This window comes from Dyella subtropica (genome assembly GCF_026283965.1).
GTDB lineage: Bacteria > Pseudomonadota > Gammaproteobacteria > Xanthomonadales > Rhodanobacteraceae > Dyella_D > Dyella_D subtropica.
The window spans coordinates 20,572-44,845 of record NZ_JAPDPD010000029.1 but is presented as its reverse complement, the minus strand read 5'-3'; the positions used below and the strand labels follow the sequence as shown (position 1 = coordinate 44,845).

Below are 24,274 nucleotides of genomic sequence, written 5' to 3'. Positions count from 1 at the left end.
GGGTTGGCCATGGTCGTTTCATGCTGCTCGGCCCGTTGGTGTCTCCTGCTGCGCCGAACCGGCGGCTTCCTGCTCCAGGAGGCTCGCGATGCTCGGTTGCAGCGCCGCCTGCAGGGTCAGCATGCGATCCAGCGTTTCGCGGCTGATCACACCCTGCCCAACCAGGAACTCACCCAGCGGCAGCCCGCTGCGTGCATGTTTCAACAGCAATGCTCTGAACGCGACTTCGTCCAGATGACCTTGTGCGACCAGGACTTCGCCCAAAGTGACCTGCCGCGACACATAGCTGTCCCACAGTGTCGTCGCGCGGTCGCCATCGATTTGCCCGCTGCGCATCGCGGCATCGAGCAAGCCGCGCGGGTCGTGATTGTGGTCGCGTACGTGGGCATACCAGCGGCGCAGGCCCACCGTGACCTGTCCTTTGTGGGCGATCACATAGCGCACGGGCCGGTCGAGCTGGCGCGCGATGGCAGCCATCGATACCGGGTCGATATAGGACTCGCTGGCAAGCACCAGCTTGCCGCTCTCAACCCGTAGCGGCAGCACGGCGTAATGCAGCGCGATGCTGGCCGGGATCGCATCCAGCAACTCGGGCGGTAGCCTGGACGCGTCCACCGATTCGCAGTGCACTCCGATCCGCTCCGCAATCGGGCGGGCCAGCTGCTCGGCGGTGATCAGGCCTTTATGGATCATCGAGCTGCCCAGTTGCAGGCCGTCGATGCGGTGCAGTTCCGCCTCGCGCAGTGCCGCCGCCGACACCGCGCCGTTCGCGACCAGCATCTCGTCCAGCGAGCGCTTGGCGTGATTCTCGCCGCCGATGCTGGGGAAATCGTGCTTGGTTTTATCCCAGGCCACCCGGTGCGGATCGCCGCATTTGATGATCTGGTGGATCGCACGCCAATTGGCCAAGAAATTGACCAGGTTGCCCCACAGCAGCCGCGGTATCGACAACAGGCCTTGCTTCACGCCGTAGTAGCTGGATACGAAGATGATCCGCTGCAACATGCGGTTGCCCATCAGCGTGGCGTTACCGATCAGGATGGCATCGAACCACGGCTGCCCCTCGAAGATCGATACGAAGTGCGGCGCTTGCGTCCACACCTGCTGCAACAGCCAGATCATGAACAGGTGGAGCAGGATCAGCATGGCGGCGAAACTGACAAAGTTATTGATCGCGCCTTTGCGATCGCGCCACAGGAAGTAGTTGAGCACCGGGCCGTGCTTCCAGCCGTGGGTGCGGTAGCCCTGGTAGACGATGCCGATGATCCAGCGCGACTTTTGGCGCACGGCCGTTCCCAGGCGATCAGGGAAGTATTCGCGCACGCAGATGACGTTGGACTCGCGCAAGCTCTGGCCCAGATGGCTGTCGTGCACGCGATGGCGCTGGTAACGCAATACCGGAAAGCGCACGAAGATCTCTTCCATGCCCCACTTCTTCAGGCGCAGGCCGATGTCATAGTCCTCAGTGAGACTCTGCGCGTCGAACGCGATGCCGTTGCCTTCGTCGATCAAGGCAAGCATCGCGCGTCGGCTGAAGCAGGTGCCGACGCCAGCACTGGGCACTTGCCCCGCCAGCGCCTCGCGCACCGGCACGTCCTTGCCGTGCAGTTCGGCGAACTCGTCCAGGTAATGCAGGCTGGTGAAATTGTTCCACTGCCGCTCGAACGGGTAGACCGGAATCTGGATCAGGTCCTTGCGCCCCACCAGGAAGTTGAACAGGCGCAGCTCGAGTGCGCACACCACGTCTTCGGCATCGTGCAGGATGAATCCCTCGAAATGCATGTGGGCGCGCCGCTCGAATTGCAGGATGGCGTCCAGCACGTTGTTGAGGCAGTCGGCCTTGCTGGTCGGCCCGGGGCGCGCGCACACCACTTTATGCACATTGGGAAAGCGCGCGCAGACCTCGTCGACGTCGCGCGGGGTATCCGGGTCGTTCGGATAGGTGCCGACGAAGATATGGTAGTTCTCGTAATCCAGCGTGGTCGCGACCAGCTCGGCCATCTGACCGATGACGCCGGTTTCATGCCAGGCCGGCACCATGATCGCCAGCGGCTTTTCCACCGGGCGATACAGCTCGTGGAAATAGGTGCGCTCGTGCCTGCGATAGACAGTCAGCGACTTCCACAGCCGGCGCACCCAATAAACGACGTCGATGAACAAGTCGTCCAGACCGCTGATCAGCAGCATGAAGGCGATCGCGGAGACGACCGCGCCCAGGCCGTAGAGGTAAGTCGTAAATGCATCCAGCCACCACATGCCTGGCCTCCGCCCCCCTAGCTCGCTACGCGCTGACCCTCGCTACACGCCAGCGCGTTCTGGAGCAGATCGGCGATCCGGATGCTAGCCCGGCCGTCGCCAAACGGATTGTCCGCACGCGCCATCGAAAGGTAGGCGTTCGGGTTCGACCACAACTCCTCGATCTGCTTCACGATTGACGCGCGTCGTGTGCCAGCCAGCCGGGCGCAACCGGCCTCGATCGCTTCCGGCCGCTCGGTCGCCGTGCGCAGCACCAGCAGCGGCACGCCAAAAGTGGGTGCCTCTTCCTGCAGGCCGCCGGAATCGGTCAGCACCAGCCAGGAGTCCACCAGGGCTTGCTGCATGGCCAGATAGTCGAACGGCGCACTCAGGTGCACATTGGGCAGTTCGCCGAGGATGGCGTGTACGGGCTGGCTCACCACCGGGTTGAGATGCACGGGAAACAGCACCTGCAACTCCGGGTGCCGGCTGGCCACGTCGGCGATCGCGTAGCAGATCTCGCGCAGGTCGCTACCCCAGCTCTCGCGCCGATGCGCGGTGACCAGCAGGTGGCCGAGACCCTTCACCTTGCGCTGAATCTGGTAGCGCCGGGTCACCCAGTGCTGCGCATCGATCACGGTATTGCCAGTGACGAATATGCGCTCCTGGGGGATGGACTCCGCGCGCAGCGCCATTGCCGCGCGTGGAGTCGGCGCGAAATGGAAACTGGCGATGCGGCTGACCATCTGGCGCAGCCCCTCCTCGGGGAAGGGCTGTTCCAGGTCATGGGTGCGCAAGCCCGCTTCGACATGCGCGACCATCACATGGTGATAGAACCCGCCCAACGCGCCGAGGAAGGTGCTCTCGGTATCGCCCTGAACGATCACCAGCGACCAGGTGCCCTTCGACAACACCTGGTCGAGCAAGCTGCGGCAGCGGGTACTGAACTCGCACAACCCGTTGCCGCCCCGCTCAAGCGAGATGTCGGGCGCAATGTCGAAACAGCCGAGCATCTGGCGCGCCATCTCGTCGTGTTGCCCCGTGTGCAGCCATTGCGGTCGTGCCCATCGGCTGGCACGCAGACAGTGATACAGCGGCGCCAGTTTGATGATTTCCGGACGCGTGCCGGAGATGATCAGTATGTCCTGCATACGCCCCCCTAGGATGGCGGTCCCAGCCTGCTACACGGGCATCCCGTCCCTGCCTTCCGTGCTCCATTGCGAGCAGCAGTCCGTGAATGCCTCGAGTGGACACCGCACCTGCGGTCATGCCGGCATCGGCAACTCGAGGGGTTTTGTGATTCGTTCGATATCGCGATTCAGAAGTTAAGGGAATCTCGAAAAGCCGCCATTCTGGCGATCTTTCGAGTCCGCCAATCCGGCACGTGTCCGGACTGGCTTTCGCCACTCAAGCACGCACGTGCTTGAGCGCGAACGGCACATCCTTAGTGCCGCAGGGCACCTCGAAGTCTTTCGAGGCTCCCTTAATTTCTGACGCATTATTGGAGCGCGCTGGCCGCATTGCACTTGACTGAAAGCCATACCTCTAGCGGCCAGTGAAGCGGGCAGGCGGTTTGGTCGTAAGCTTCCCTGCGGAAGGCGAGGCTTCCCCTTCGCGGGAACAGGGGCCTGGGCATTCGGGATGTGAATCGCACTCCGGTAATGCGCGCGTCAGTTGTGCAGCAACTGTGGCGCGTCGATTCCATCACCGTGTGTGAGGAGTTCCCATGGCCAGCTCAGTGCTCCCCAAACCCTCCCTTCTCAAGTCCCTTGTTGTCAGTGCGGTACTGGTATGGGCCTCGACCGTCGGCCCGATGTCCGTTGCCAGTGCGACACAGCTAAGCTCTACACCGACCTTGCATAACGCGGGCCATGGCGTGCTTCGCGCGCCACCGCCGCCGCCGAAAGCGGCATTGCCCACGAAGGATGCGCTGACCATCGTCTCGGCACCGGTCAGCAGCGCGCAGTCGCTGCTGCTGCCGGCATCGAACCACTACGCTGGCGCACCTGGTGCGAACGCAAACCAGAACACGCTGGTGCTGTACGACAGCACCGGTCCTTATGGCTGGTTGGGCGAGGCCTATGGCGTGATGGCCGGGAACCTGACAACCCACGGTAGCCAATACACCTTGCAGCCAGCGGTGAATTACGTCGCCGGCGAGTTGGGCGGCTACACCGGCCTGATCTATGTCGGCTCGACGTATGGCGAACCGCTGCCGACTGCGCTGCTGGACGACGTGCTGGCGACCACCAAGCCGGTGCTGTGGATGAACGACAACATCTGGCAGCTGTCCGCCCGTGCGAGCAATTTCGCCGGGCAGTACGGCTTCACGCCGATGTTCTTCGACTTCAGCAATGCGCTGACCGTGACCTACAAGGGCATCGCACTGCAGCGCAACGCACTGCAGGTACCGTCCGGTCTGCTGCAGACGGTGATCAGCGACCCCACCAAGGCACAGGTGCTCGCCGTCGCGACCAATGACACCGGCGGCACCATCAACTGGGCTACCAAGGGCGCCAACCTGACCTACATCGGCGAGGTCCCCTTCAGTTATACCGGGCCGAACGATCGCTATCTTGCCGCCGTCGACCTGATCGGCAAGGTCTCCAACCCGACCATGTTGGCGCGCAAGCGCGCGCTGGTGCGCATTGAGGATGTCGACCCGCTGGCCGACCCGGCCGCGCTGCGTGCGATCGCCGACTATCTCTACAGCGTGCATGTGCCCTTCAGCGTGGCGGTGATTCCGTTCTACGTAGATCCCAACGGCTACTACAACAACGGCATACCGGTATCCCAGCATCTGTATCAGTCCCGTGGCGTGGTCAACGCGCTCAAGTACATGCAGTCCAAGGGCGGCACGCTGCTGATGCACGGGTATACGCACCAGTATTCGAACGTCGCCAATCCGTATAGCGGGGTCAGTGGCGATGACTTCGAGTTCTATACCGCCCACATCAACGCCAGCAACTATGTGATTTTCGACACGCCCGTAGCGGAAGACTCCATGCTGTGGGCGCATGGACGCGTCGTGAAAGGGCAGATGGAATTCGCCTTGGCGGGCTTTTTTGCACCGACCATTTTCGTGCCGCCGCACTACGCCGCCTCGGCCATCGACTATCAGGTGTTCAACGCCTCCTTCAGCGCACGCTACGATCGCGGCCTGTACCCCATCGGCTGGTGCCCGAACGGGATCTGCGGCACGGGAACGCCGAACTACGCCAGGATTTACGGTGAGTTCTTCCCCTACCTGGTGCGCGACATCTATGGCTCAGTGGTGGTGCCGGAGCAGCTCGGCAATGTCGAACTGGTGGAGTTCAACAACAACCCGCCGCGCTTCCCGGCCGACATTCTCTACAGCGCCAATTGCAACACAGTGATCCAAGACAGCGTGCAGAGCTTTTTCTTCCACCCCTACCTGGACATCAGCTACCTGAAGCAGATCGTCCAGGGCCTGCAGACGATGGGCTACACCTTCGTGCCCGCGAACACGGTCAAGCAGGGCTGAGGCATTTTGCTGGCAGACCGCGGATGGAGCGGTCTGTCAGCTGGGGGCCGGGAGAGCCGGCGACTTCTTCGGCCAGGCGCACATCGCCTGAACCTGAAACCGGAGCCGCTCGCCCGACGCGTTTCGATTCCATAACTGTGTACGAGGCACTCCCATGACCAGGTCAATACGCGTTGGGCCGTCCACACTCAAGTCCCTCCTTGTTAGTGCAGCACTGGTGTTTGCCGCGGCATCCGGCCCGATGTCCGTAGCCAGTGCAATGCCACCGGGCTCCCCTTCAACCACGCAACATGTCGACCAACGCATGTTGCCCGCGCCGCCGCCGCCACCGAGCGCCGCGTTGCCGAAAAAGGTGGCGTCGGTCGCTGCCCCAAGGGTGATCCGCAGCGCGGCCTTCGTGCCACCCCCACCGTCGAACGGCTATAGCGGAGCGCCGGGATCAAACCCCAACCAGAGCACGCTGGTGGTGTACGACAGCACCGGTCCCTACGGTTGGTTGGGCGAAGCCTACGGTGTCATGGCCGCCAACCTGGCAAGCCACGGAAGCCAATACACGCTGGAGCGGGCGGTGGACTATGCCCAGGGTGACCTCGACTTTTTCACCGGCCTGATCTATGTCGGCTCGACCTATGGTGAACCACTACCGACGGGCTTTCTGGACGACGTGCTGGCGACCACCAAGCCAGTGCTGTGGATGAACGACAACATCTGGCAGCTGTCCGCCCGCGCGAGCAATTTTGCCGGGCAGTACGGCTTCACCCCGATGTTCTTCGACTTCAGCAATACGCTGACGGTGACCTACAAGAGCGTTGCGCTGCAGCGCAATTCACTGTCGGTACCGTCCGGCCTGCTGCAGACGGTGATCAACGATTCTACCAAGGCACAGGTGCTCGCTGTGGCGACCAATAACACCGGCGGCATGATCAACTGGGCTACCAAGGGAGCCAACCTGACCTATATCGGCGAGATTCCCTTCAGCTATATCGGCCCGAACGACCGTTACCTTGCTGCCGTCGATCTGATCGGCAAGGTTTCCAACCCGACCATGTTGGCGCGCAAGCATGCACTGGTGCGCATCGAGGATGTCGACCCGCTGGCCGACCCGACGCGGCTGCGCGCGATTGCCGATTACCTGTACAGCAAGCACGTGCCTTTCAGCATCGCCGTGATTCCGTTCTACGTGGACCCGAAAGGCTATTACAACAACGGCGTACCGGTGATGCAGCACCTCTACCAATCGACCACCGTCGTCAGTGCGCTTCACTACATGGTGTCCAAAGGCGGCCTGATTCTGATGCATGGCTACACACATCAATACTCAAACGTGGCCAACCCCTATAGCGGTGTCACCGGCGATGACTTCGAGTTCTACCGTTCGCATATCAGCCCCGACAACTACGTGATCTACGACACGCCGGTGGCGGAAGACTCCTACGATTGGACGCTGGGACGCATCCAGAACGGTTTCAATGAATTCGGGGCGGCAGGTTTCAACTGGCCGAACTTCTTCGTGCCGCCGCACTATGCAGGCTCCGCGATCGACTATCAGGCATTCGACTCCCAGTTCAACGCCCGCTATGACCGCGGATTGTTCGCCAGCGGATGGTGCCCAGCCGGTGCATGCGGCGCAGGCACGCCCGACTACACTCGGATCTACGGGCAGTTCTATCCGTACGTAGTGCGAGACATCTTCGGGACTATCGTCATCCCGGAGCAACTGGGCAACATCGAGCTTGTTCCGTTCAACCACAACCCGGCGCGCTTCCCCGCCGACATCCTCTACAGCGCCAATTGCAACACGGTGATCCAGGACGGAGTGCAGAGCTTCTTCTTCCACCCGTACCTGGACATCAGCTACCTGAAGCAGACCGTCGAAGGCCTGCAGGCGATGGGCTACACCTTCGTCACGTCCAGGTCGGTCAAGCAGGGCAACTAAGGCAACTGAGGGATTTGCTGGCAGACCGCCATGGAGCGGCGGTTTGCCAGCTGGGGCTAGGGACACTCCGAGTCGGTCAGCGCCAACTCTGTAGGAGCCCACCCTGTGGGCGACCAGGCGCTAACGAACCCTCCTTCGTGTGGTCTTCATTCGGGCCATCCATGGCCCTCGCCCTATGGGCGGCTTTCGCCGTGCAAACCGGCAGTCCTGCCGGTTTGTCGCGCACAGGGTGCGCTCCTACAGACACGTGAACGGCGCATCACCTTAGCAATCTGTGACTTCATGCACGGGTAGGGCGCATGGGGAGCAGCGCATGCTCTGCACATCCTTGGGGAGCTCGCCATGCGTATGAGATCGCTCGGTCTTCTGCTGGTCACGGCTGTTTTGAGCCCGGTCCCGGCAGCGCGAGCCGCCGAGGCACCGAAGTCCTTGCGCGATGAGCTGCTGCAGAGCACTCAAGCGCTGGTCGATGCGATTCCCACGGGGGACAAAGCCGTGTGGGAACGTGCGCTCACCGACGACGCTGTCCTTGTTGACGAATTTGGCCGTGTCACGCACAAGGCCGATACCATTGCCTCCCTGCATCCCTTTCCAGCCGGCTTTTCAGGCAGCATCGAACTGCGCGACGCGCACGCGCAGCAGTACGGCGACACGGCGATTCTGCAGGTGGAGGAGTACGAGCGTGAAACCGTGTTCGGTCAGAACCTCATCGTGCGTTACCTGTCGATGCTCACTTTTGTGAAGCAGTCCGGTGTGTGGAAAGTCGCCGGCTATGCAGACGTCACCCTGCCTACCGCACCACCGAAGCTGGCCGTAGCGGATCTTGTACTCGCTGACTATAGCGGCACCTACCGCTACGCGCCCGATCGCGCCTGGAAGGTAAGTGATGAGCATGGTGTGCTCAGCTACGTCACGAAGCCCGGTGGGCCCAGGAACGTACTCGAGCCGATCGGGAAGGATGTGTTCATGAGCAGCGACGACGAACGAAACCTGCTCATCTTCCGTCGCGATGAACACGGAAAGGTCAGCGCGCTGATCGAGCGACGCAAGTTCAACGACCTGCGCCTGATCAGAGAGATCTAGGGTGTGCGAAAGGTGCGCTATCACCTTCGCCCTTCAATCCAAGGAGAGAGTGTGAATTCAAAGAAAACAGCCTTGCTTGCCCTGGAGGACGTCAAGATTCCCGTCAAGCTGAAGCTTTCAGCTCTATGGGCGAGCCTGATGTTTTGTTACATCTACGGCGACTATTTCGGGCTGTATGAGCCTGGGACGCTGCAGAGCATGCTGCAGGGACACATGGGGCCGTTAGGTCCGACGACTCAAGGCGTGCTGCTGGGAACGGCGGCGCTTATGGCCGTTCCAAGTGTGATGGTGTTTCTGTGCCTGGTGTTGAAGCCGGCCGTGAACCGCGTGGCGAACATCGTTCTCGGCGTCTTCTATACGGTCATCATGTTGATCTCCATGCCGGGTGCCTGGATGTTCTATATCTTCCTGGGAATCATCGAGATTGCGCTCTCACTGCTGATTGCCTGGTATGCATTGCGATGGCCCAGACAGCAAGCGCCGTAGCGGTGTCCGCTTGCAGTCATGTGGGGCGCCGGGCAAGCTAGAACGCTTTAGCCAAACGGATACGCCATGTCGGACCAAGAAACCATCATTCAGATCATGCCTGCCACCGGCTGGGTTGCCGTCTACGAGATGGATGGCGAAGAAAGCGCCGAGCCCATCGTCTGCTTCGCGCTGGTCGAAACGGTCGAGAATGGCGTCAAGCGTCGCGAGGTCCGCCCCATGTCTGCCGACGATAAGGTCATCGACTTCGCGGATGACGCCGAAAACTTCCTGCGCGTGGAAGAGCTGGCAACGTTCGAGGAAGAAGACGAAGAAGAGGTTGAAGAGTAAGCAGGGCGATCTTGCTGCCCTGATGTCGCTGGCCGCAGGCTAGCGACATTACTGGTCTCTGGGCCTATGGGCCAAGAAAGCGGGGCAGGTTCTGAGGTAGCCCCACGTTTGGAGCCGTCATTCCGGCCTGCGCCGGAATGACGAGCAAAAACACGCTTCGTGCCGCATGCGCTCTATCTGGAAGCAGTTATGCGCACTCTGCGCAGCCATCGATCTCCATGCACGCCATTCAGTCGCGCTGACTTGCTGCTTCTTTGGCCTCACATGTTTTGACAGGTGTCGGCGACAACGTCTTTCCATTGGTTGTCCAGCACTCGTCAAACACCGAGCAATAGCAAATCTTGAAGCTCACTTCATTGCGCGCCACATTCAATTTGTGCCAGGCCACTCGATCGGCGTCCAATGCCGGGACGCTAAGGACATTCACCTCTTCACCTGCGCGCAACACGCCGAAATTTGCGTTGTCGGAAGACGTGTAAGACAGCTTTGAGGTCCCGGGGACGTTGCAGCAATCGTCGAGGAATTTGTCCCAATTCTGGATGACTGCACCCTTGTAGCGCAGTTCCGAGCTGTAAATTTTGGCCGGACCCACACCGGTATTTCTCACCGTCAGTGCGACCAGGCTGTTGCCTTTGTCGCCCACATTGCTGGTGCCCTGTTGCAAGAAGGGCCACGAGTTGGCTTGCACAAGTTGTGCGTTCGCATTGGCCATCCTCTCCATCGTATGCCCATGCAACACGGCAACAGCGAGCGACACCAGCGAGAGGAATAGCGCTGATCCGCCAATAATCAAATCAATTTTATGGTGACCGGTCTTGTGCGGCTCCGGCCGTTCTACGTCAAGCAACATGATGATTTTCCGTGAACAGTTCTAGATTTCAGTTGAGGCTGTGAGTTGTCGGCGATTCCGCGCCGCGTGTCCGATCAACCGCCTTCAGGTGCCGCGCATTGGTCGTTGGGACAAGCAAAATCAACCTCCGCGCCCCCACTCACCTTCAGTGGAATGTTTGCGCGTGTGTCGACGATTTTCCCATCCTTCTCCAGAGTCACCGTGTAGATGCTTAGAGGTAGCGGTTTGACGGTGTAGTGGCCCTTGGCATTCGCAGTGGCATGACGGCGGACGCCGGTGGTGCTGTGCACCGTGATGGTGGCGCCTGCAGGCGCCTGGCCGAAAATGGATGCAGTGGTCTCTTGCGCGTGCGCGGTAGTGACCGCTGCGGTGCTGCAGAGACCCATAGCGACTGCCACGGCCACGGCGCGCACGGAGAAACCCACGCGGCGTGGGTGGCTAAGGGTCTCGAAGTGCTCGATGCTTTTCATGAAACTCCCTTCTCATCAGTGACAAATCAAACGGCGGGTTCTACCTACGGTTCGGCTATCCGTGCTCAATCTAGGTAAGCCGGTGCATTACGACGGCTTCTTCAACAACGCAGTCAATTGGTCGAGTTGTACGCGATAGCGGTCGAGGACCTTGGCGGTGACCGTCGCGTACTGATTGGCCTCGTTCCAGCGGCGCGCTTCGAGTGCTTCGCGCACACCTGGCACGGTCTTTACTCCGTAGCCGGTCAACATGCCTGGCGCATAGATCATGTGCTTGAACCATGGGCGCTCGGGCAGGCCGGCGGGATCGCTCAGCGCCTGCTCCATCTGCCCCATCAGCGCGTTCAGCTGGCGCTGTTGTGCTTCAGACAGGTTGAGGCCGGCGGCAGCGCGTTCGTTGTAGGCGGCGTCGTACGCTTGCGCGCTCTGCTTGAGCTGCTTGGCGGCCTGATCGAGCGGTGCGAGATGGATATCGGGCACGTCAGAGTCGCGGGCCGGCGGCGCGATCGGTCGGGTGGGGTCGGAAACAAGCGCGAACGCGTGCTGGTCAAGCAACTGGTGTTGCTGTTGGGTGGCCTTGCGCGTGTCGTCGACCAGCTTGTGGACTTCACCCACGTAGCGATCCAGCGTGTCGCTGAAATCGCTGAAGCGCAGCGGCACTACGTTGGCATCGGCGGTGCGCAGCACGATGTGGCCGGCAACCTTGGACAAGGCGACGCCGTACTCGAACGTGGTATCGCCAAAGCGTACGTAGTGATCGAACGAGTCGTAGCGCGAGTGGTAGATGCCGGCGTTGTCGTCTTCACCGCCGAAGCTGACGTCGAGCGAGGCAATACCCAGGTGTTCCAGGAATGCGCTGTAGTCGGAACCCGAGCCCAGCGCTCCGATCGGCACATCGCCGCCCTGCGCGGCCACCTTGGCGATCTCGTTGGTCTCAGGTTTGGCCTCCTTGCCAAAGCCATCCACCAGCGCGCGTGCGCGCATGCGTTCGCGCACGCTGACCTTGGTTTCCGGATCGATGACGCCACCCGCCACCTGGTTGACCAGATGCTGCAGCGAGTGGCTACCTTCGGCATTCAGCAAGCCGCGGCCGTTGGTGTCGGAGTTGAGATACAGCACGGCCTTCTGTTGCAACTCCGTGGCGTGCGTCTCGGCCCATTCGGTCGAACCGAGCAGGCCCGGCTCTTCGCCGTCCCAGCTGGCGTAGACCAGCGTACGCTTTGGCCGCCAACCTTCTTTGTAGAGCGCGCCGATGGCTTTGGCCTCGGCCATGAGCGCGACATTGCCGGAGAGCGGGTCCCATGCGCCGAATACCCAGCCGTCGTGATGGTTGCCGCGCACGATCCATTGGTCGGGCTCGGTGGAACCTTTGAGCGTGGCAATCACGTCATAGATGGGCTTCTGTCCCCAATCCGACTGCACGGTCAGATGCACCGGAGCCGAGCTTGGCCCGACGTGATACGTCAGCGGCAGCGAACCGCGCCAACCAGACGGCGCAACGGGCCCCGTCAGCGACTGCAGCAACGGCGTGGCATCCGCATAGGAGATCGGCAGCACCGGGATCTTCAAAATCGATTTCGCGTCTTTGAGCGCCAGCCGCTTGGCGTCCGGCGTTGAGCCAATACCCGGCGTCAACGGGTCACCCGGATACTGCTGCATATCCGCCACCGAGCCGCGCTGCACGGCATCGGCCGGACGCCAGCCACCTTCCGGATAGGTATCGCCCTGGGCGTAACCATCGTCGCGCGGGTCCGAGTAGATCAGGCAGCCGATGGCGCCGTGCTCCTGCGCGAGCTTGGGCTTCAGTCCGCGCCAGCCATCGCCGTAGCGTGCGATGACGATCTTGCCGCGCACGTCGATACCGCGCCGTGCCAGCTCCTTGTAGTCGTCCGGCATACCGTAGTTCACGTAGACCAGCGCCGCGGTGACATCACCGTCACCGCCGTAGACGTTGTAAGGCGGCAGTACGTTGTCCTTGATGCCTGATGTGGCGTCGCCGGCCACGGCCGGTTCGCTCAGCGTGGCGGTGTAGGGATGTGGGCCGAGCAGTTCCAGCGCCACCTTTTTGGGCGTGGGATACAGCACGCCGAAGGTCTCGATATGCGCGTCCCAACCCCACTCGCGGAACCTGGCCAGCATGAACTCGGCGTTGGCCTTGTCATGCGGCGAGCCCACCTGGTTGGGTTCGGACGACAGCTGCTTGAGCCACGCGCGCTGGTCGGCAGGATCCAGTTGCGCGTCAAAGCGCTGTTCCAGCCTTAGCTGATCGTTCGCACCGCCAGGTGTGAACCCAAGCATGCCGCCGTCGTCATGACCTTCCTTAGCCGTCGCCATGCCACTGCCAAACGTTGCGATCAGGCAGGCTGCTGCCAGAAGCGGCCGTGTCTTCAATCGAGTCATGCCGTCTTTACTCCCCAAGGGGTGGTCGTCGTGCGCGATGGCGCCTCGTTCTGATCACCCCGAATCGCACTTATAGCGCGCGTGGCACTTCAGTCGCGTAGGACAGAAGTCATGTCTGTTGGGAGGCGGTCTTTCGGCTTCACCGAAGGCGTTGATGTCGGGAGGGCGATGTACTGAACTCGGTAGCCCGGCTTCGACCGCGGATTCAGCCGGTCGTTGCCGCAAAGGTATGGCAGGTCGTGCTGGCCGTTCGAAGCTGAAGTTGTGAAGATATAGGCATCGTCAAAAGTTGCCTATTTGAATTCCATGCTTATTCGCGATATCCAGCTGCAAGAAGTCGAACCGGTTCGACAATTTCTCTGCGCCAACGGGTGGGCTCACCGGGTGGGGGACGCTGAACAGTTCGCGCTGCTTCTGGCCAACTCGCAGCGGACAGCGGTCGCTGTCGTAGATCGACAGATCATTGGCTTTGCCCGGGCGATTACCGATGGCATATCCAACGGGTATCTCTCCATGTTGGTCGTATCGTCCGCACACCGGCGTCAAGGTGTTGGTCGAGGGCTGGTTCAGCACATTACGGGTGACAACCCCCATATCACATGGGTTCTTCGTGCAGGCCGAGAAGGTGCGGAAGCCTTCTTCGCAAAGCTCGGTTTCCAGGTGTCTTCCATTGCTATGGAGAGGCTGCGTAGCTAGCGGGCCAGGCAAACCGCCGGGAATGGCGGCGGTTAAAGCTGGACTCTGCTTAACTACCCCGTCCTCATATGCTCCGCGCCCTTGGCGACGGTGCCCAACAGCAAGGAATGCAACATGGTCAGGTTTTCAATGCGGATGCTTCTGGGGGGCTTGCTGGCCTTCGGTGCGCTAGGCGCATCCGCCGCATTCGCCGCCGATGTCGTGGACGACGAAGCGCAGCAGGCCGCGTTGGAGGTCCTGGTTGGCAAGAGCCCGCCAAAGGCGGACAGCGTCAAGGGCATCGCGTTGGCCACTTGGACGCATGGCCCGGTGAAGGCGGGGGCGCTGTGGGTGGTGGCCGTATTGGTCCAGCCCTCTGGCAACGACAGTCAGGCCCAGGTATGGGCCGGCGTCCTTAGTCGTGACGACCAGGGCTTCCATCTGCTCGCCGGTGATCGCAGCGAACGGATCGAACTTGGTCCGATCCTGTGGAATCCGTCGCTGACGCTGGACCTGATTCCCTACCGCATCAGCGACCAGGAGACCGCCTTCGGCGTGCGCTTCAGCAACTCCTATACCTCGACCGCGCACAGCGACACGCAGGAAGTGCTCAGCCTGTATCGCTACGCCGATGGTGCGGTGACGCCCATCTTCACCGCGCTCACCGATAGCAGCGGGTACGACAGGGATGAGGCCGCCGAGTGCGCGAAGGGCAAAGCAGGGCAGGGCAAACCACCGACCGACGCGCAACAGGACGCCTGCGATGCGGCGAACATGACGGAGCAGCACTACGCGCTGTCATTCAGTCCGCACATCACTAACGGTCACTACGACGTGCTGGTGCGCGCCAAGTCCAAGGCGGCGCCGGGCAAGACCGCGCGTTTCAGCTGGAACGGCAAGAGCTATCAGCCGCGGCGATTTGAAGGCGGTTTGTAGGGCTCAGCTCTCGGCGCTAACCATTGCCGGGCGGGGGGCCATCTGATCTATACCCTGGCCCGCACTATCAGGCTGTTTCTCAACAGCCTGTTAGGAGCCGGCTCCCTCCTTACTCGACGCACCCAACTATTGATTTGAAAAGTCGCCACAATCACGGCTGAAGCAGGAGCCGATCCATCGTCGAAGTTCGTACTGAAGTTCAAAGGGAATTTTATGAAGAAAGTACTCTCGATCCTTGGCGGGATCTTCCTGGTGCTCATACTCATCGTGGCCGTCTTTATTGGCATCTACCACGGCAATGGCCTCGACGCATCCAGCAAGGCATACGTTGAGGCGAACGTGAAGCCCATTGTCACCACGTGGTCGCTAGACGAACTGGCGAAGCGGTCATCGCCCAAGCTGGTAGATATCCTCAAAAAGAATCCAGGCCAGGCCGAACAATATTTCGCAAAGCTATCCAAGCTCGGAACGTTGAAGACCCTGGGGGAGCCGAAGGGCCAGGCACACGTCGCGGTAAATACCGGTACGGGCAAGGTCATCAGTGCGACGTACAGGGAGACAGCCGAATTTCAGAACGGCAAAGCTGATTTGATTATTAATCTAATTCAGGAAGACGGACAGTGGCGGCTCCTTGGCTTCTCCGTCAACTCACCCATCTTGCCGCAGTAAGAAAGCACAGCGTGCGTCACCACCAGATGGCTGCGTGACAGTCACCCACGGTCCCGTATGGACATTCGCTGTGCGTGACACATGGTTTATTTGCGTGTGAGCGAGGTCTGCTTCCGACTCAGAGCGGACCTTAGAAAGACCCTGATGATATGGGTCAAGGGGAGAGGGAATGGCTTACGAACTGAGCTTGGAGCGCGAGCCGGCGCTCACGATTGAGGAGTGGCGCTGTGTCGTCGAGGCCAGTCCATTACTGCGCTGCGGTTCAATCGACACGATCAGCACGAATCCGAAGACCGGAGAGTCGATCGCGGTCCGGGGCGCCGAAGGTGATGCGGCAATCGAGTTGGATGGCCGATGGGTGAACGTCTTCCGTTGGCGTAAAGGGCGCGTCACGTTCAATGCGCGTGACATAGAGAATTCAAACGACCTGGTTTCTAAGGTCGCATTCTCGCTAGCACGCGCTCTCGGTGCCATAGTCCGTGGCGAAGAAGGCGAGACCTATGGGCCGGTCGTCTAAGGCAATTGGTGTACATCACTGATGCCTGCTTCCGACCCAGAGTGGACCTTATCCGATGTACAGGCCGGAGAGATTTTCGTGGACAGGCAATCTTTGAATGAGCAGGAGCAGTTGGCGCGGCAGCAATTGACCGTGCTGCTCCGCAGCGTCCTCGATGGTCAATGCTCCTATTTGGAGGCGGCACCGCAGATCGTTGGCCTGCGATCCAGCCTTGGTGGCGTCAGAGAGTTTGATGAAGATTTCCGGGTCTTTGTCGTCATCAGTTCCGAAACAGACAACCTGCCTACGCAAATGACGCGCCATCTGTGGTCAGAAAGAGCTGTGCAGGAATTGGAACCGGATATGGCGAAGTATGAAAAATGGGCGAATAACCTCGGGTCCAAGTCTTGTTCGGCCTTGTTGGCTCGGTTTGGCTAGCAAGGTTTCAGAAAAGGAACCGCTTCCGACCCGGAGCGGACATTGGGCAATATCGACGCAATCAAGACCCGTCATGACGAATCATCAAGGGGGACTAAGGATGGGGCGCTTTTCTGATGGTTACATTGTCCGGCTCTTAGCTCCTGCCGATTTTCAAGCGCTGCTTGACCTGCAAGGTTTGCTCCTTAGCGCCCCTCGTTGCGATCCGTCTCATCCCACGTATGCGCTTCCGCTCGAGGCGTTCACCTTCCTAGAGGTGTTGAGTTGGTTTTCGCAGAGCATTCGATCGGGCTCATGGACGTACTTCGAAGTGATTGGAGGACCAAGAAGTGCGGCGATGCTCGAGGCCCTGGCCAGATTTGGTCCGCCCGGGTATGTCGACAAGTATCGGCTAGGTGTTGAACATTGGCCCGATCTCACAAAGATGCGGGGGCTTGATCTATGGATTGCTTCCGTTGAAGACGATTCGAATGTATGGCTTCGAGGTTTTGTGAAGCGGCATGAGCCTGAGATTCGCTCACTGATCGCCTAACCGGGTCTTGTCGCTCGAGCCAGGACTGAGCAAGCTAAGAATGTTTGCTTCCGACCCATAGCGGACGTCTAACAAGGAGCAAGGACAAATGGAAGGGGTGCCAAATCTGCTTAAAAGGCTGGCAAAGCAGTTCATCTTTGCTTCTATCGCTGTGTTCGTCGTCGGCTTCGGCTGGATCATTGCGGCCTCCCCGTGTAGCAACACTGGCTTTTACATCCTGCTTTCATCTGTTGCGATATCTGCTCTATCTGTCCTCATCTTGTTGGCGAGAGCCTTGATGGTGCGCGCCTTGGATTCACTTGGGCTCGCCGGCGCCATCGCGTTCTACGCTGTTGTCCAATTTGGCGTGTCTTCTTTCACTGCACTTATGCTGTGCAGGGGCGTATGAATCGCCCGCTCTCGACCCCACGCGGACCAAAGCGCAGGTTCAAAGTTACCGAGGAGGGCAGAGTGACCGAAACGCAGATGAATGTTGGCGCTATCGCCGTTGAGTTGGGCCTTCCACTCGCGCTGATCGTTCTGATGGCTCTCAACCCAAAGGCGACGCCGCGAGCAATCGTGGTCCTCGGGGCGGTATTTCCTGCGCTGTGTTTGTACGTTGCGGTCACGATCAGCTGCCTGGTATCCGGAGGGCAGTTGGACATCTTCGCGTTCTTCGCGATGTGGGTGATGACTTTCGCCGTTTATGTGGCGGCGGCGCTGGGTGGATTAGCGATGTCGTTCGTTCGAAGGCCTGCGGGCAAGTTGGCGCGTTTTGGGCTGGGGCTCTTGTCCGCGCCTGTCGCGTATTTTGCATTCGTGCTACTCGTACCCCTGATCCCTTGGTGACGGGGTAAAAATGTCCGCTTCCGACCCATAGCGGACACTTTCTGACAGGGAGGGGTGAATGAGCAGCATTGGAATCATCGTGCGAGCGGACGCAAATGCGGGGTCGTTAAGCCAGGACTGGGTGCCGGCTCCGCTTGGACAAAGGCAAGTCGTGGAAAGCATTGTCGCGGAGCTCATGTCAGGCACGGAACACCTGATGCTTACAGCCAATATCGAAGGCCCTGAGGAGAGCGCCGACCCACGCGCCATCACCGTTAGCGGCGTATGGGGAGACGAGGAGCGGGCCGTTCTGCGACAGCTGTGCAATCGGTTGAGCGCGCGCTTCTATGTCGCCGAAACGGGTGAATTTGAAGAGCTCTAAGCGTTGGTCTTGATGTCCGCTTTCGACCCAGAGCGGACATTGATTCGAAGGAAAACAGATGCGGCAAGGCCACCGGCTAATGCGACGGCGAAGTCCGACCCCTCACACAGAAGCGGAACGGTCCGAGCTTTTTCAGCTCTTGGCATCCGCCCCGGGAACGAGCCACGTCGAGATCGTTGAGCAACATCCCAAAGGTGGATATCGAACTCGATTCGATCTTTCACCTGAAGCCATCGATGACTTCATTGCCTACCTAGAAGATCACGACTGGATGTCTGTCTTCTAACCCACTAGGTTTCTAAGGTTCGCTACCGACCCGGAGCGGACATTCCTATACAAGGAAGCATTGGATGAGCAGCGACGCACCCGACGAAGCCACGATCGCCGCACTTGCGGCGACGAGGTCGTTCGTGACAATTCTCAGAGATGAGGGATTGACGTCGTGGGCCAAGAAATTTGAGGCGATCGCTGCAAGCCTCGAAAGTGAACTGACTCAGGAGGCTCTCCACCTGTTCTCGATGACCAAGTACACGGGACCAGGCAGTCTTTCCGATGTCTATGCAAGAGACGAGAAGGTCTTCTATGCGGCTTGGGGCGCTTGCAGTAGGGCCTTAGGGGAGCTCCGACGGTTTACGGCAATACGAGCCAATGGTGATGGCTATTGATCGTAATAAGGTCCGCTACCGACCCGGAGCGGACACTCCACTACATGGGGCAATCATCACTACATTGGGCAATCATCCGAGGGATTGATACGGCGATATACAAAGGTTCCAAGTGCTTCCCAGGTTTCGCTATCACCCGGACCCCGTGGCCACGGGGGCTATAGTGCAGAGTGACAACGCGTGCATCTGTTGTGGTGAGGCGAGAGGGTTCATCTACGCAGGGCCGATCTATTCCACCACTGAGCTTGACGAGCTCATTTGTCCCTGGTGTATCTCCGATGGCTCTGCGGCTGCAAAGCACGGAGCGTCTTTTGCCGACTCGCACCCATTGCATATGGCGGGTGTTTCGGACGAGGTCATCGAGGAAGTGCACCTGAGAACCCCGGCGTACACGTCCTGGCAACAGGAAGAGTGGCTAGCCCATTGCGGGGACGCATGTGAGTTCCACGGGGAAGCGGCCGAGGCGGACGTTACTCAGGCTTCCGAAGACACCAAGGCGAACTGGAAGGAGCGTTACCAATTGTCAGATGGGGATTGGTCTGCCATTACCCGAGGATACGGGCCAGGTGGTGATCCTGCGTTCTATAAGTTCGTATGCCGACATTGCAGCCTCACGCTCCTGGGCTGGGATTGTACTTAGCGCTATCGAAGTGATGTCCGCTTTCGACCCAAAGCAGACATGGCTAGAGTGACATCCTTAAGCGATTCGGGGGCCAGAATGGACTACGTAGAGAGCGTGCTTGCAGATTCCGTCGTAGTGCATTGCGAGTCTGGTGACCTTGGCAGCAGGTTTGGGCTGCCCGCCAACATCGGGTCGTCCGTGGCACTGCCATATGCGGGCAGGACGGAGCTGGCTAGTGTGCTGACTGCTCTTCAGGAACTAGGTATCCCATTCGTGTCCGCCGGTCCAAATCCGCCGTCAGACATCTTTGAATTTCTCCGTTCCGAAGGCTTAGTTACGGGGCGAGTACGCGGCATCCGTTGGCGAGGTCCGGGAGATGCGGTCATAGACGATGCTTGAAGGAGTGTCCGCTTCCGATCCGGAGCAGACACTACATACCCATCCAGGTAACCCCATCACCACCGGTGCTTGAATCATGAACTTTCGGCTTGTGTGGCAATCGTTGATGTTTACTGTCGTGGTGGGCGGGATCCTTTTTACAGCGGGTATTCTTGTTGGACGGTCGGGTCTAACGGATGCAGCCTTTAATCCTTTTGTTGGGGCGGCATCGTTTTTAGCTGGCCTTGTTCTTTTGCGACGTCGCGCCGCGTAGTGTCCGCTTCCGACCCGAAGCGGACATCGCAGCTCGGCCAGAAATCGGTCATCGGGGGACAACATGGAACTGCTTTTAGAAGTAAAGGACACCTTTGAGATCGCTGGCCGCGGATTGGCGTTGGCTCCCGATTTACTGCTTCACGGTCGGACCAAAGATTCGATCCATGATGTTCTGGTCGAACGCCCGGACGGTTTGTCTATCCAGGCTCAGGCGCGCCTAACTGTCGAACACTTCCGACCCGGCGGCTACAAGCTGGTTGTCTATTTACCTGAGCTGCGGAAAGAGCAGGTTCCCATTGGGACCAGAGTCCTCTGGCAGCCTGGACAGTGATATTTCGACAGGAGCCAGTGTCTGCTTCCCATAGTGGACACTTCTGGCGCCTTATGGAGTGGGTGGATGCAACTTGTAAAAAGCGGGGACGTTTACAAGATCGCCAGAATCACGGGCGCGCAAGCCAATCTTCTTGGCGTGACGTTTTTCGATCATCCAGGGGAAATTGAGCTTGTTGCGTTGGGGGCAGAGGATACCCGCAAGGTGCGCGCTGAACCTGGAGAAGTGCTTAGGCAAGTGACTGCCGGGCTGGCTGAAATCAATCGGGAGCTGGGTACCAGCTATTGCCTCTCAAAGATCTTCTATCTTCCGAGCGAGAGCGCGGCGAATTCGGTATACGAGTTGTTGATCGCTGCGCTCGTTAAGAAGCTTGAGGCTGGGGAGATTGTTGAGGGATCGTAGATGTCCGCTTCCGACCCAGAGCGGACACTCCGAATTTGGCGCGGGATCTGGCCCAACATTTGATATGGACTAGTGATCATGGCAGACGGTGCAGTGACCGTATATCCAACGGAACTCTTGCCAGATGGTTTCGCGTATCCGGCCGAGTACCTAGAATTCGCTTCTGCACCGCGAACACCGCTCTATCCGTGGTGGCTGATCGACGCCGAGTCCGAAGCTGGCCGGCTGATGCACCGCATCACCGTCGGTAGCAGTAAGGCGTTGGTGCCCTTCGCCAAGACGGACTTGTACGATGACATAGCTTGCTTCGATGCCGAAACGAATACTCAAAATCCAAAGGTCGTAATGATCTGCAGCACGCCTGGCAGATCCTACGGCTTTCGCGACTTTGCCACCTGGCGTTCGCATGCTGAAAGGGATGCCTCTGAGTTTCGCGCTGGAACCAGCTAAGTCGCGAAATAGCTACTGTCAGAGTGTCCGCTTCCGACCCATGGCGGATCTCATTCTTGAAAAAACAAAGCCCAGGCTCGGAGACCGCCATGGACGGGACGATATCAGTGAACGAAGCGATTGACCGGCTGGCTTGGAAGCCGGGCGCGGTCGTCGCGGTCAGCGGGATACTCAGTTTCGAGTTTGAGGATGTCTCGCTGAATCATTTTCCGATTTCTGAGCGCCGAGAAGGTTATGGCTCGTCTGTCTGGTTGAGTGCCGGAACAGGCAGCATCCAGCTGAACGAGCAGGTGCTAAAGCGTTGGCATGGAAAGAGGGTTGTAGTGACCGGAACAATTCATGGATCGTACGCCGGGTTTGGCGGTTGCGGTCACATGTCGTTGTATGCGGCGGACTTGCTGGTTGCGTCAATCGATCGCCCGTAACCGTTCATGTCCGCTTTCGACTGCGGATTCAGACGGTCATTGGCAATACGCCTCCTGCTCAAGCAGTCTATGGGTGTTGCAACGACCGGCTGAATCCGCAACCCGGAGCAGACATTGGCAACAACTGAGAAGTGGGAGCTCTATGAAGCGCCGGATGTTGATAGTCGTTGCCTTGTTGGTCGTCGGTGGATGCACGCATACGCCATATCGGCCACCCGTTGCAGGGGCGCCGTCTGCCTCTCTGGTTCTGAAACGAGGTGACCGTACCCTCCCCGACGATCGGCAAGGGGGCATATTTGCCATCGATGGCCATCCCGTCGAGCCTGGCCAGCAATTCTCCGTCGTTCTGCCGCCGGGACATCACACCATTGCTTTCCTGTGTCCCGGGTGGAAGTACGTGGACGGGTTTCCCGGAGAGAAGCGCAACTTTCGGGCGGGACAGCGATATGAACTCCGTTGCGCGACTGGCGACATTCGCATAGAACTGGTCGAGTGAGCGCCTAGGAGATGTCAGCGGTTAGGTCCGCTTCCGACCCATAGCGGACATCGTTAGGTAACCTCGCGAGGAAATGGTGAGGCCTATGCAAAAGTCGGGGCTGAAAGAATCTAGCGTCACGCTGAAAGCGCTTACATTTGGACGCTGGATTGCGTTTCTACCGGCGGCTTGGTTGGCCGGGTATGCGCATAATTGGATACTGCGGGCCTTTGGCGTGTCGATGAGCAGCCATGTCGTTGCTGCCAGCGACAGCGATCTTTTTGCCTTCGGCGTTGCTGGGTTTCTCACGCCAATTTGCGTGATTGCCGTTGGGGCATTCATTTGCCCGACCAAGAGAAAGGCTTTGCCCGTACTGGCTCTCTGTGCGGTATTTGTTGTGGCTGGAGCGAGGAGCCTGAGCCGATCGATAGCCTCGGGACAGCTCTGGCATCCGTTTGGCCTAAACGCGTTCTTTATTGTGTCTGTGCCAGCACTGATCGCAATCACCTACTTGGTCGTGTTTTGGCGATCGAGCCGTTCTCAACGGGCCTAGCTCGGAACAGGGTCAGGTTCACTTCTTGCGGTGAATAAGTGCGCCTGGCTCCGTTCGTATGCGTCGATTTGATGGCGGTCTGTAGGGCTCGGCTTATGGGCGCTTTGCTCCATAGCGTTCATATGCACAAGCGCGGCTGCGCAAGGCAGCCAGAGCCCCCTGACTCTCCGCTCCAAGTAAGTCAGTCTGATGGCAAAGACGTTGCCCATGGTGATGATCCTGCAACGCAGGACGCTTGGCGCACGCTAATCTATGGATAAGCGAGGCGGCGTAGGGTTTCGCGGTTTCGTACCTTATTTGGGCGGCCGGCACACCCATGAAAAAGACTCTGTTGTTTGTCGGTCTGCTTGTCATTGGGGCCGCCGTTTGGTGGCTATTCCAAACGCGTCTGTTCGCTTCGAGCGCTGCGGCGGAGGTTTCGCCAAACACCGTGCCCGTCGTGGTGGCCCGTGTCGAGCGCCAAGACACTCCGGCGGTGATAAGTGCCATAGGCACGGCTCAGGCGTACAACAGTGTTATGGTCCGTGCGCGTGTCGACGGACAACTCGACAAGGTCGCCTTCGTCGAAGGACAGGAGGTGCACCGTGGCGATCTGCTTGCCCAGCTCGATCCTCGCCCCTTCGAGGCCCAGCTGAGGGCTGCCTTGGCGCAGAAGGATAGGGATGCGGCGCAGCGTGCCAATGTCGAGCGCGACTTTGCACGTTTTTCCGATCTTGCTCATCGGGGGGCGATACCTGCACAAACCCTCGATACCACGCGCGCGCAAATCGAACAGCTCAAGGCTACCGTCGAGATGGATCAGGCGCAGATCGACAATGCGCGCATCGCTCTCGGCTACACCACCATTCGCGCGCCCCTGGACGGCCGCACGGGAGCGCGCCTGGTCGATGCCGGCAACATGGTCCATGCCGCGGACAGCACCGGGCTCGTGCTGATTACGCAGGTCCACCCGATCACGGTGAGCTTTTCATTGCCGCAGGATCAGCTGCCGGCGCTGCTCGCCAGTCAGCGCAAGGCCCCGCCTCGGGTCACGGCGTTGAGCCGCGATGGCAGTCAGCCGCTCGGCGACGGCGTGATCAGCCTCATCGACAACCAGATCGATGCAGCTACCGGCACGATCCATTGCAAGGCGACCTTTGCCAATGCCGACAACCTGCTCTGGCCCGGCCAGTTTGTGGTCTTGCACGTTGTACTCGACGTGCATCGCGATGCACTGACGGTTCCGGCGACCGCCGTGCAACTGGGAACGGACGGTGCGTACGTGTTTGTGGTTACCGGCAAGGGCACCGCCGACCTTCGCCACGTCGAAGTCGCGTCCACTGACGGAGGCCGCAGCGTGATCGCACGCGGTGTCTCGCAGGGCGAGCGCGTGGTGACCGAGGGTCAATACAAGCTCGAGCCGGGCACGCCCGTGCGGGTGATCGATCGGCCACCCACTCTGAAGTGAGTCCACCACCCGTAGGGGCG

At 59.7% G+C, this 24,274-nt stretch carries 27 protein-coding genes; 22 read left to right on the top strand and 5 right to left on the bottom strand.

Annotated features, from left to right (window positions below):
* Positions 1–18 precede the first annotated feature (18 nt).
* Positions 19–2,256: a glycosyl transferase family protein gene (locus tag OUZ45_RS19670; RefSeq protein ID WP_266172026.1), complete on the bottom strand. Its 2,238-nt coding sequence runs from the start codon at positions 2,254–2,256 to the stop codon at positions 19–21.
* A 17-nt stretch (positions 2,257–2,273) separates the two neighbouring features.
* On the bottom strand, positions 2,274–3,386 hold the full coding sequence (gene wecB, locus OUZ45_RS19665; protein WP_266172025.1) for a non-hydrolyzing UDP-N-acetylglucosamine 2-epimerase: 1,113 nt from the start codon (positions 3,384–3,386) through the stop codon (positions 2,274–2,276).
* Positions 3,387–3,961: 575 nt separating this feature from the next.
* Here wecB and OUZ45_RS19660 point away from each other — a divergent pair.
* The 5 genes from OUZ45_RS19660 (at position 3,962) to OUZ45_RS19640 (ending at position 9,575) form a co-directional block, all read left to right on the top strand.
* A complete protein-coding gene (locus OUZ45_RS19660) occupies positions 3,962–5,740 on the top strand; it encodes a polysaccharide deacetylase family protein (protein WP_266172024.1) in 1,779 nt (592 codons plus the stop codon).
* A gap of 304 nt (positions 5,741–6,044) precedes the next feature.
* Positions 6,045–7,676, top strand: coding sequence for a DUF2334 domain-containing protein (locus tag OUZ45_RS19655; RefSeq protein ID WP_266172023.1), 1,632 nt, complete (start codon positions 6,045–6,047; stop codon positions 7,674–7,676).
* A gap of 342 nt (positions 7,677–8,018) precedes the next feature.
* On the top strand, positions 8,019–8,759 hold the full coding sequence (locus OUZ45_RS19650; protein ID WP_266172022.1) for a nuclear transport factor 2 family protein: 741 nt from the start codon (positions 8,019–8,021) through the stop codon (positions 8,757–8,759).
* A gap of 51 nt (positions 8,760–8,810) precedes the next feature.
* Positions 8,811–9,245: a DUF6326 family protein gene (locus tag OUZ45_RS19645; protein WP_266172020.1), complete on the top strand. Its 435-nt coding sequence runs from the start codon at positions 8,811–8,813 to the stop codon at positions 9,243–9,245.
* Positions 9,246–9,311: 66 nt separating this feature from the next.
* Positions 9,312–9,575: a hypothetical protein gene (locus OUZ45_RS19640; protein WP_266172019.1), complete on the top strand. Its 264-nt coding sequence runs from the start codon at positions 9,312–9,314 to the stop codon at positions 9,573–9,575.
* Between the two features lie 229 nt (positions 9,576–9,804).
* Here OUZ45_RS19640 and OUZ45_RS19635 read toward each other — a convergent pair whose 3' ends face one another.
* From OUZ45_RS19635 to OUZ45_RS19625, 3 genes are all read right to left on the bottom strand, one after another.
* Positions 9,805–10,425 (bottom strand): hypothetical protein, encoded by a 621-nt coding sequence (locus OUZ45_RS19635; RefSeq protein WP_266172018.1) that lies wholly within the window; start codon positions 10,423–10,425, stop codon positions 9,805–9,807.
* A gap of 74 nt (positions 10,426–10,499) precedes the next feature.
* On the bottom strand, positions 10,500–10,895 hold the full coding sequence (locus OUZ45_RS19630) for a carboxypeptidase-like regulatory domain-containing protein (RefSeq protein ID WP_266172017.1): 396 nt from the start codon (positions 10,893–10,895) through the stop codon (positions 10,500–10,502).
* An 87-nt stretch (positions 10,896–10,982) separates the two neighbouring features.
* On the bottom strand, positions 10,983–13,295 hold the full coding sequence (locus OUZ45_RS19625; protein WP_266172016.1) for a transferrin receptor-like dimerization domain-containing protein: 2,313 nt from the start codon (positions 13,293–13,295) through the stop codon (positions 10,983–10,985).
* Positions 13,296–13,601: 306 nt separating this feature from the next.
* On the opposite strand from OUZ45_RS19625, the gene OUZ45_RS20925 reads away from it, so the two are divergent.
* From OUZ45_RS20925 to OUZ45_RS19545, 17 genes are all read left to right on the top strand, one after another.
* Positions 13,602–13,991 (top strand): GNAT family N-acetyltransferase, encoded by a 390-nt coding sequence (locus OUZ45_RS20925; RefSeq protein WP_425601723.1) that lies wholly within the window; start codon positions 13,602–13,604, stop codon positions 13,989–13,991.
* Positions 13,992–14,105: 114 nt separating this feature from the next.
* A complete protein-coding gene (locus tag OUZ45_RS19615; RefSeq protein ID WP_266172014.1) occupies positions 14,106–14,906 on the top strand; it encodes a hypothetical protein in 801 nt (266 codons plus the stop codon).
* Between the two features lie 213 nt (positions 14,907–15,119).
* Positions 15,120–15,575: a hypothetical protein gene (locus tag OUZ45_RS19610; protein ID WP_266172013.1), complete on the top strand. Its 456-nt coding sequence runs from the start codon at positions 15,120–15,122 to the stop codon at positions 15,573–15,575.
* A 169-nt stretch (positions 15,576–15,744) separates the two neighbouring features.
* Positions 15,745–16,092, top strand: coding sequence for a hypothetical protein (locus OUZ45_RS19605; protein WP_266172012.1), 348 nt, complete (start codon positions 15,745–15,747; stop codon positions 16,090–16,092).
* Between the two features lie 21 nt (positions 16,093–16,113).
* Entirely contained in the window at positions 16,114–16,509 is a 396-nt protein-coding gene (locus OUZ45_RS19600) for a DUF2489 domain-containing protein (protein ID WP_266172011.1), read from the top strand.
* 73 nt (positions 16,510–16,582) lie between these two features.
* A complete protein-coding gene (locus OUZ45_RS19595; protein WP_266172010.1) occupies positions 16,583–17,041 on the top strand; it encodes a hypothetical protein in 459 nt (152 codons plus the stop codon).
* An 88-nt stretch (positions 17,042–17,129) separates the two neighbouring features.
* Entirely contained in the window at positions 17,130–17,429 is a 300-nt protein-coding gene (locus tag OUZ45_RS19590) for a hypothetical protein (protein ID WP_266172009.1), read from the top strand.
* 62 nt (positions 17,430–17,491) lie between these two features.
* The gene (locus OUZ45_RS19585; protein WP_266172008.1) at positions 17,492–17,869 is read left to right on the top strand and encodes a hypothetical protein; all 378 of its coding nucleotides are present in this window, start codon (positions 17,492–17,494) and stop codon (positions 17,867–17,869) included.
* 58 nt (positions 17,870–17,927) lie between these two features.
* Complete coding sequence (locus OUZ45_RS19580; RefSeq protein ID WP_266172007.1) at positions 17,928–18,230, top strand: hypothetical protein; 303 nt, start codon at positions 17,928–17,930, stop codon at positions 18,228–18,230.
* A gap of 350 nt (positions 18,231–18,580) precedes the next feature.
* A complete protein-coding gene (locus OUZ45_RS19575; protein WP_266172006.1) occupies positions 18,581–18,895 on the top strand; it encodes a hypothetical protein in 315 nt (104 codons plus the stop codon).
* A gap of 112 nt (positions 18,896–19,007) precedes the next feature.
* Positions 19,008–19,535 carry a CbrC family protein gene (locus OUZ45_RS20920; protein WP_425601722.1) on the top strand — a complete coding sequence of 176 codons (528 nt, stop codon included), beginning with the start codon at positions 19,008–19,010 and terminating at the stop codon, positions 19,533–19,535.
* A 697-nt stretch (positions 19,536–20,232) separates the two neighbouring features.
* Complete coding sequence (locus OUZ45_RS19570) at positions 20,233–20,502, top strand: hypothetical protein (RefSeq protein ID WP_266172005.1); 270 nt, start codon at positions 20,233–20,235, stop codon at positions 20,500–20,502.
* 66 nt (positions 20,503–20,568) lie between these two features.
* The gene (locus tag OUZ45_RS19565) at positions 20,569–20,904 is read left to right on the top strand and encodes a hypothetical protein (protein ID WP_266172004.1); all 336 of its coding nucleotides are present in this window, start codon (positions 20,569–20,571) and stop codon (positions 20,902–20,904) included.
* 78 nt (positions 20,905–20,982) lie between these two features.
* Positions 20,983–21,354, top strand: coding sequence for a hypothetical protein (locus OUZ45_RS19560; RefSeq protein ID WP_266172003.1), 372 nt, complete (start codon positions 20,983–20,985; stop codon positions 21,352–21,354).
* Positions 21,355–21,410: 56 nt separating this feature from the next.
* The gene (locus tag OUZ45_RS19555) at positions 21,411–21,779 is read left to right on the top strand and encodes a hypothetical protein (protein ID WP_266172001.1); all 369 of its coding nucleotides are present in this window, start codon (positions 21,411–21,413) and stop codon (positions 21,777–21,779) included.
* A gap of 581 nt (positions 21,780–22,360) precedes the next feature.
* A complete protein-coding gene (locus OUZ45_RS19550; RefSeq protein ID WP_266172000.1) occupies positions 22,361–22,807 on the top strand; it encodes a hypothetical protein in 447 nt (148 codons plus the stop codon).
* Between the two features lie 316 nt (positions 22,808–23,123).
* Positions 23,124–24,254: an efflux RND transporter periplasmic adaptor subunit gene (locus OUZ45_RS19545; RefSeq protein ID WP_266171999.1), complete on the top strand. Its 1,131-nt coding sequence runs from the start codon at positions 23,124–23,126 to the stop codon at positions 24,252–24,254.
* The last annotated feature ends 20 nt before the right edge of the window (positions 24,255–24,274 follow it).